Origin of the sequence: Paucibacter sp. KBW04, assembly GCF_003852425.1 — a bacterium.
Classification (GTDB): Bacteria; Pseudomonadota; Gammaproteobacteria; order Burkholderiales; family Burkholderiaceae_C; genus Paucibacter_A.
Map to the genome: position 1 here is coordinate 1 of NZ_QAJN01000029.1, position 7,415 is coordinate 7,415.

Here is a 7,415-nt window from a genome sequence, read left to right on the forward strand (position 1 = left end):
AAACAGAGTCGGACACGTCCACTCTCCCATCCTTGTCTATGCGAACTTCAAGTTCCTACAACCGTTCGGGCTGCAGAGAAGGACGGTCCAACTCGGGCGCCCAGTGCTCAGTCACGGGATTCCACAACTGGCCCAGAGGCCGCTCGGGCTACCCGAGTTGGTCCGAGGCTTAAAGATACAAGGCCAATCTCAGTCCGGCTGCTGCCAGACCCCGTCCAGCCGCAGCTGATGCGGCCGGTACTTGGCCTTGTAAGCCATCTTGGGGCTCTCGGCGATCCAGTAGCCGAGGTAGAGATGAGGCAGCTGCAGCTCCTTGGTTTGCTCGATCTGCCACATCACGTTGTAAGTGCCATAACTGGCAGTTTCCTCGGGCTCATAAAAGGTGTAGACGGCGGACAGGCCGTCGCTGAGGATGTCCAGTATGGACACCATCTTGAGCACCGCCCGGCCATCGGCTTGCAGCTGGCGGAACTCAACCAAGCGCGAGTTGATGCGGCTTTGCAGCAGGAATTGGGTGTACTGATCCACGCTGTCGTTATCCATGCCGCCGCCGGCGTGGCGGCCGGTCTGGTAGCGCAGATAGAGTTCGTAATGCTCCTGGCTATAGCCCAGGCGTAGCACCCGTACCTGCAGATCCTGATGCTGGCTCCAGGCGCGGCGCTGGCTGCGGCTGGGCTTGAATTGCTGGACCGGGATGCGCATGGGCACGCAGGCCTTGCAGCCATCGCAGTAAGGCCGGTAGGTAAAGAGGCCGCTGCGCCGAAAGCCCGCCTCCACCAGGCCGGAATAGGCGTCGGCATGGATCAGATGGCTGGGCGTGGCGACCTGAGAGCGTGCTTGCCGGTCGGGCAGATAGCTGCAGGGGTAGGCCGCCGTGGCATAGAACTGCAGTTGGGCGAGCGGAAGGTCCTTGGGATAAGTCACGGCAAGCGATTTTCAATACGGGTCGGCGAAGCTGCCGCCAAGCTGGGTCCACAGGGAAGGATGATAGGTCCAGGGCCCCGGCTGCGCCTGCTGGCAAACGCTGGCGAGATGCGCCTCAAACACGCTGCGCGGGATCTCGGCCGCGCCGAGCGAGGCCAGATGGCGGGTGTTTTGCTGGCAGTCAATCCAGGGGATGTCGAACTGCCGGCACAGGCAGACCAGGGCGGCCAGCGCGATCTTGGAGGCGTCTGTGCGGCGCATGAACATCGATTCGCCAAAAAACATGCGGCCCAGATTGATGCCGTACAGGCCGCCCACCAGTTCCCCATCCATCCAGGTCTCGATGCTGTGCACGCGGCCCGATGCTTCCGCCCAGGCTAGATAGGCCTGCTGCATCTCGGGCAGGATCCAGGTGCCAGATTGGCCTTCACGTGGCGCATTGGCGCAAGCGGCCAACACCTCGGCCCGCGCGCTGTCGATGCGGATCTCGCAGCTATGTGAGCGCACAAAATGCGCCAAAGTCTTGCGCAAGGAGCGGGAGAGCTTGAAGTTCTGGGTCTGCAAGACCATGCGTGGGTCGGGCGCCCACCAGAGCGGCGGTTGATCTGGCCCGTACCAGGGGAAGATGCCGCGCGAATAGGCCGTCTGCAGGCGCAAGGGGCTCAGGTCGCCGCCGGCGGCCAGCAGTCCAGGCGCCTCGGAGTCCGGGCCCAGGGCACGGCTGCTGGGCGGGAAATGGGTGGGGGTGTCGTCAAGCCAGTCAATCATCTTGGCCTGATCGTAGCGGCACAAATCAGGCCATAAACTCTCGGCCATGAAGATTATTGTTTTTGGCATTCCCAACTGCGACACCGTCAAGCGGGCGCGCACCTGGCTGGGTGATCAAGGCCTGGATTTTGAGTTTCACGACTTCAAAAAGGCCGGTGTGCCTGCCGAGCAGGCGGATCGTTGGCTGTCCCAATTGGGCTGGGAGAAAGTGATCAATCGCGCCGGCACCACCTGGCGCAAGCTGGATGACGCGGCCAAGGCCGCCGTGGTGGACGCCCCCAGCGCTGCCGCCCTGATGCAGTTGCAGCCCAGCGTGATCAAGCGCCCCATCGTGCAATGGGCGGATGGCCGCTTGAGCGTGGGCTTCTCGCCCGAGTTGTTCCAAAGCCATCTCTAAAACGCGCAGTGATTTGGTGCGTTGCTCGCACCAAATCACTGCATCAAAGGCTGGGAAGCCTTGTCTTGGTGCGCGCCATGCTGGCGCGCCTCGCCCTAAATTGGGCATTGTTCTTGCTCCTTTGGTGCGTCGGGCCGAATCGGTGCATCACACCCCTGAAGGCCCTGTTCAGCCACAACAGAGGACTTCATGGAGAACATCAAGCAAAGCGGTGACGTGCTGTTCATCTTGCTCGGCGCCATCATGGTGCTGGCCATGCACGCGGGTTTCGCTTTCCTGGAACTGGGCACGGTGCGCAAGAAGAATCAGGTCAACGCCCTGGTCAAGATCCTGGTGGACTTTGCGGTGTCCACCCTGGTTTACTTCATGCTCGGCTACACGGTGGCCTACGGCACGCATTTCTTCACCGGTGCCGAGGCCTTGGCGGCCAAGAATGGCTATGAGTTGGTGAAGTTCTTCTTCCTGCTGACCTTCGCGGCGGCTATTCCCGCCATCGTCTCCGGTGGCATTGCCGAGCGGGCCCGCTTTGGCCCACAGCTGATGGCCACGGCGGTGATCGTCGGCCTGATCTACCCGGCTTTTGAAGGTGTGGCCTGGAATCAGGGCCTGGGCCTGCAGGCCTGGCTCAAGGCCCAGTTTGGCGCCGAGTTTCATGATTTCGCCGGCAGCGTGGTCGTGCATGCGGTGGGCGGCTGGATTGGTCTGGCCGCCGTGCTGCTGCTGGGCCCGCGCATGAACCGCTATCGCAAGGACGGCGCCATCAGCGCCCATCCGCCCTCGAGCATCCCCTTTCTGGCCCTGGGTGCCTGGGTGCTGACGGCGGGCTGGTTCGGCTTCAATGTGATGAGCGCCCAGACCCTGGACAAGATCTCCGGCCTGGTGGCGGTGAACTCCCTGATGGCCATGGCCGGTGGCACCCTGGTGGCCGTCTTGATGGGCCGTAACGACCCCGGTTTTGCCTACAACGGCCCGCTGGCCGGCCTGGTTGCTGTGTGCGCCGGCTCGGACCTGATGCACCCTTATGGCGCCCTGGTGGTGGGCGGCGTGGCGGGCTTCATCTTCGTCAGGATGTTCACCCTGACACAGAACCGCTGGAAGATCGACGATGTGCTGGGCGTTTGGCCCCTGCACGGCCTGTGCGGGGCCTGGGGAGGCATCGCGGCCGGCATTTTTGGCAGCCACGCCCTGGGCGGCTTGGGCGGAGTCAGTCTTGCTTCGCAGCTACTGGGTACTTTGCTGGGTGTGGCTTGGGCTTTCGGTGGCGGGTTCTTGGTCTACGGCGTGATCAAGAACTTGAGCGGCTTGCGGCTGAGCCAGGAGCAGGAGTTCGAGGGCGCCGATCTGTCCCTGCACAAGATCGGCTCTACGCCCGACCGGGAGGTCAGCTGGTAAGCTCGCCTCCATCTTTTTCCCCTTCTTGCTGTCTCATGTTCACAGGTATTGTTCAAGGCGTCGCCCAGGTGGCGGCCATCACCGATAGACCCGGCTTGCGCAGCCTGTTGCTCAGCTTCCCCGAGCGCTTTTGCGAGGGCCTGGAGATCGGTGCCAGCGTGGCCTGCGACGGCGTCTGCTTGACGGTGACCCGCATCCAGGACGCGCGCCATGCCGAGTTCGATGTGATGCAGCAAAGCCTGGGCCTGACCACCTTGGCCGATTTGCACGAGGGCAGCCGCATCAATGTGGAGCGGGCCGCCCGTGATGGCGCCGAGATCGGCGGCCACCCCCTGTCGGGCCATGTGGACTTTATGGCGACGCTGGCCGGTATTCGTAGACCTGAGCACAACCATGTGATGCGCATCCAAGTGCCCCAGCCCTGGATGCGCTACATCTTTGCCAAGGGCTATATCGCCATCAACGGCGCCAGCCTGACCGTCGCCGAGGCCGATCGCAAGGCCGGCTGGTTCGAGGTCTGGCTGATCCCCGAGACCTTGCGCGCCACCACCTTTGGCGACAAGGCCGAGGGTGCGGCGCTCAATATCGAGATCGAGCGCAGCACCCAGGTCTTTGTGGACACCGTGCGCGAGGCCCTGGACGAGCGCCTGGGCCCCTTGCTGCCTGCGCTGGAGAAGCTGCTGGCGGCCTCGGGCCAGAGCTTGGATGCCCTGGCCGAGCCACCCCGGCTTGGCTAATCTGCCAGCAGCTGCCTGAGCACAAAGGGCAGGATGCCGCCGTGGCGGTAGTAGTCCACCTCGATGGGGGTGTCGATGCGCAGGGTCAGGGCCACGCTTTGCCGGCTGCCGTCGGCCCTTTGAATGAGTAGCTGCGCCTCACGCTGCGGGGCCAGTTCGCCCTCGATGAGGATGTCGATCAACTCCTCGCCCTTGAGCCCCAGGCTTTGCCAGCTGTCCTCGCCCTTGAACTGCAGGGGCAGCACGCCCATGCCCACCAGATTGCTGCGATGGATGCGCTCAAAGCTGCGCGCCACCACGGCCTTGATGCCCAGCAACTGCGTGCCCTTGGCGGCCCAGTCGCGGCTGGAGCCGGTGCCGTATTCCTCACCGGCAAAGATCACCGTGGGCGTGCCCTCGGCGATATAGGCCATGGCCGCGTCGTAAATGCTTTGCTGCTCACCGCTTGGCTGGCGCAGGGTCAGGCCGCCCTCGATGCGGTTGCCATCTGGGCCGGCCGGCAGCATCAGATTCTTGATGCGCACATTGGCAAAGGTGCCGCGCATCATCACCTCGTGGTGGCCGCGGCGTGAGCCATAACTATTGAAGTCGGCGGCTTGGATGCCCTGGGCCTGCAGATACAGGCCGGCGGGCGAACTGGGCTTGATGGAGCCCGCAGGCGAGATATGGTCGGTGGTGATGGAGTCGCCAAACAAGGCCATGATGCGGGCCGCCTTGACGCCCGCTTGGGCGTATTGAGGCTCTTGGGTGAAAGCATCAAAAAAGGGCGGGCAGGCGATATAGCTGCTGGCCGGCCAGTTGTAGACATCCCCGCTGACACCTTCGATCTGTTTCCACAGCTTGCCGGGCTTGGCCGCCACCCGCTCGTAATTGGCGCGGAAGGCCTTGCCATTCATGGCGTACTTCATCAGCGCGTAGATCTCATCGCTGCTGGGCCAGATATCGCCCAGAAAGACCTCGCGTCCTTTCTTGCCCTGGCCAATCGGCTGGGTCATCAGGTCCACCATCACATTGCCTGCCAGGGCATAGGCCACGACCAGGGGGGGCGAGGCCAGGAAGTTGGCCTTGAGATTGGGGTGGATGCGGGCCTCGAAATTGCGGTTGCCGGAGAGCACGGCGGCGCAGATCAGGTCATTGCCGGTGATGGCGGCATTGATCTCGGGCCTGAGGTCGCCGGCATTGCCGATGCAGGTGGTGCAGCCATAGGCCGCCACATTGAAGCCCAGCTTTTCCAGATAAGGCAGCAGGCCGGCGCGCTCCAAGTACTCGGTGACGATGCGCGAGCCCGGGGCCAGCGAGGTCTTGATATGCGGTGCCACCTTGAGCCCTGCCTCCACCGCCTTCTTGGCCAGCAGGCCGGCGGCCAGCATGACGCTGGGGTTGGAGGTATTGGTGCAGGAGGTGATGGCGGCGATCAGCACATCGCCATTGCCGATGTCCAGCTCAGGCTTGCTCTGGCTGCTTGCCAGGGTGGGGCGATTGCCCACCATTTCCACCACGGCACGGGCCGAGCCGGGATGGACGGCCGGCGCGGTGGGGCTGGGCTCGCCCACCGGGTAGCGTTGATGCAGCTTGTCGGCCGCTTGATTGAAGCCGTTGGCGGCCGGGCCGGCGCTGAACAACTCGGCAAAGCGGCTGGACAGATGCGTGATCTCGATGCGGTCCTGCGGGCGCTTGGGGCCGGCCAGCGAGGGCACGACGGTGCCCAGGTCCAGCGTCACCACCTGGGTGAAATCAATCTGCCCGGACAGCGGAACACCGAACATGCCCTGAGCGCGGAAGTAGGTCTCAAAGGCCTCGATCTCGGCCTTGCTGCGGCCCGTGCCCTTGAAGTACTCAATCGTCTTCTCGTCCACCGGGAAGAAACCCATGGTGGCGCCGTACTCGGGGGCCATATTGGCGATGGTGGCGCGGTCTGGCACGGCCAGGCTGGCCGTGCCTTCGCCGTAAAACTCGACGAACTTGCCCACCACCTTCTCGCGCCGCAGGATCTCGGTGACGGTCAGCACCAGATCGGTGGCGGTGACGCCCTCGCGCAGCCGTCCCGTCAGTTCAAAGCCGACCACATCGGGGGTTAGGAAGTAAACCGGTTGGCCCAGCATGCCGGCCTCGGCCTCGATGCCGCCCACGCCCCAGCCCACCACGCCGATGCCGTTGATCATGGTGGTGTGGCTGTCGGTGCCCACCAGGCTGTCGGGGTAGTAGAGCTTGGCGCCCTTGGCCCCGGTCTTGTGCACGCCGCGCGCCAGAAACTCCAGATTGACCTGGTGCACGATGCCAAAGCCCGGCGGCACGACGCTGAAAGTGTCAAAGGCCTGCATGCCCCATTTCATGAACTCGTAGCGTTCCCGGTTGCGCTGGAACTCCAGCTGCATATTCAAGTCCAAAGACTTTTTGCTGCCGAAGTGATCGATCATCACCGAGTGATCAACCACCAGATCCACCGGCACCAGGGGCTCGATGGCCTTGGCATTCTTGCCCGCAGCGGCGGCCACATTGCGCATGGCGGCCAGATCGGCCAGCAGTGGCACGCCGGTGAAGTCTTGCAAAACCACGCGGGCAACGACGAAGGGGATCTCCTCGCTACGCTCGGCCTTGGGCGCCCAGTTGGCCAGCTGAGCCACATGCTCGGCGCTGACCCGCTTGCCATCGCAGTTGCGCAGCACCGACTCCAGCACCACCCGCAGCGAAAGCGGCAAACGCTTCACATTGGGAAACTGCTTGGCCAGCTCGGGCAGGGAGTAGTAGGCCCCACTGCGCTGCGAGGGCGTGGTGAAGTGGGCGTAGGTGTGGGCGAATGCGTGTTGAGTCATCAAGGCCTCCGGAGCATTGTTGGAAGCTGAAGTATCGGCCTCTTGCGTGTGGCGCATGGTTTCGCCGGGCTTTCCCGCTCTGGCGGCGAGCAGGTACACAAAAAAGCCGCCCAGGCACTTGACTCTGGGCGGCTTGGTGGGGACCCCGGCTAGGAGTCTGCGCGGCAGAAGAATCGTCGGCTACGAAGCGACCGCAGCGGTCCACTTTTGGCTTTGCCTCACTTCGTGTTCACCGGCTTTTTGCCCCATAGCCCCGCTATGGGGCTGCAAATCCGGCAAAAACTGGCCTCGCTGGGGCCACTTCTCGCGATCGACGCCTTCTGCCGCGCAGACTCCTAGGCGATAGGGGTCGGGCAGGCGCTGAGCCTTGTATCTTTAAGCCTC

General features: G+C 63.6%; 6 protein-coding genes. 3 read left to right on the plus strand and 3 right to left on the minus strand.

Going from position 1 to position 7,415, the window contains the following annotated elements; translation table 11 throughout:
* Positions 1–189: 189 nt before the first annotated feature.
* Both DBR47_RS24460 and aat read right to left on the minus strand, forming a co-directional pair.
* On the minus strand, positions 190–924 hold the full coding sequence (locus DBR47_RS24460) for an arginyltransferase (protein WP_124455125.1): 735 nt from the start codon (positions 922–924) through the stop codon (positions 190–192).
* A 12-nt stretch (positions 925–936) separates the two neighbouring features.
* On the minus strand, positions 937–1,692 hold the full coding sequence (gene aat / locus DBR47_RS24465) for a leucyl/phenylalanyl-tRNA--protein transferase (protein ID WP_124455135.1): 756 nt from the start codon (positions 1,690–1,692) through the stop codon (positions 937–939).
* A 46-nt stretch (positions 1,693–1,738) separates the two neighbouring features.
* Between aat and DBR47_RS24470 the strand changes: the two genes are divergently transcribed.
* The 3 genes from DBR47_RS24470 (at position 1,739) to DBR47_RS24480 (ending at position 4,218) form a co-directional block, all read left to right on the plus strand.
* Positions 1,739–2,089 (plus strand): ArsC family reductase, encoded by a 351-nt coding sequence (locus DBR47_RS24470; RefSeq protein WP_124455127.1) that lies wholly within the window; start codon positions 1,739–1,741, stop codon positions 2,087–2,089.
* 189 nt (positions 2,090–2,278) lie between these two features.
* Positions 2,279–3,481 carry an ammonium transporter gene (locus DBR47_RS24475; protein ID WP_124455129.1) on the plus strand — a complete coding sequence of 401 codons (1,203 nt, stop codon included), beginning with the start codon at positions 2,279–2,281 and terminating at the stop codon, positions 3,479–3,481.
* Between the two features lie 35 nt (positions 3,482–3,516).
* Positions 3,517–4,218, plus strand: a complete 702-nt coding sequence (locus DBR47_RS24480; protein ID WP_124455131.1) for a riboflavin synthase subunit alpha — start codon at positions 3,517–3,519, stop codon at positions 4,216–4,218.
* Here the strand turns inward: DBR47_RS24480 and acnA are convergent.
* The gene (gene acnA / locus DBR47_RS24485; RefSeq protein ID WP_124455133.1) at positions 4,215–7,031 is read right to left on the minus strand and encodes an aconitate hydratase AcnA; all 2,817 of its coding nucleotides are present in this window, start codon (positions 7,029–7,031) and stop codon (positions 4,215–4,217) included. The genes DBR47_RS24480 and acnA overlap by 4 nt on opposite strands.
* Positions 7,032–7,415: the final 384 nt, after the last annotated feature.

Excerpts from the sequence above, each read along its gene's own strand:
- aat (WP_124455135.1), bottom strand. The coding sequence starts at position 1,692 with ATGATTGACTGGCTTGACGACACCCCCACCCATTTCCCGCCCAGCAGC.
- DBR47_RS24470 (WP_124455127.1), top strand. The coding sequence starts at position 1,739 with ATGAAGATTATTGTTTTTGGCATTCCCAACTGCGACACCGTCAAGCGG.
- DBR47_RS24480 (WP_124455131.1), top strand. The coding sequence starts at position 3,517 with ATGTTCACAGGTATTGTTCAAGGCGTCGCCCAGGTGGCGGCCATCACC.
- acnA (WP_124455133.1), bottom strand. The coding sequence starts at position 7,031 with ATGACTCAACACGCATTCGCCCACACCTACGCCCACTTCACCACGCCC.
- DBR47_RS24475 (WP_124455129.1), top strand. The coding sequence starts at position 2,279 with ATGGAGAACATCAAGCAAAGCGGTGACGTGCTGTTCATCTTGCTCGGC.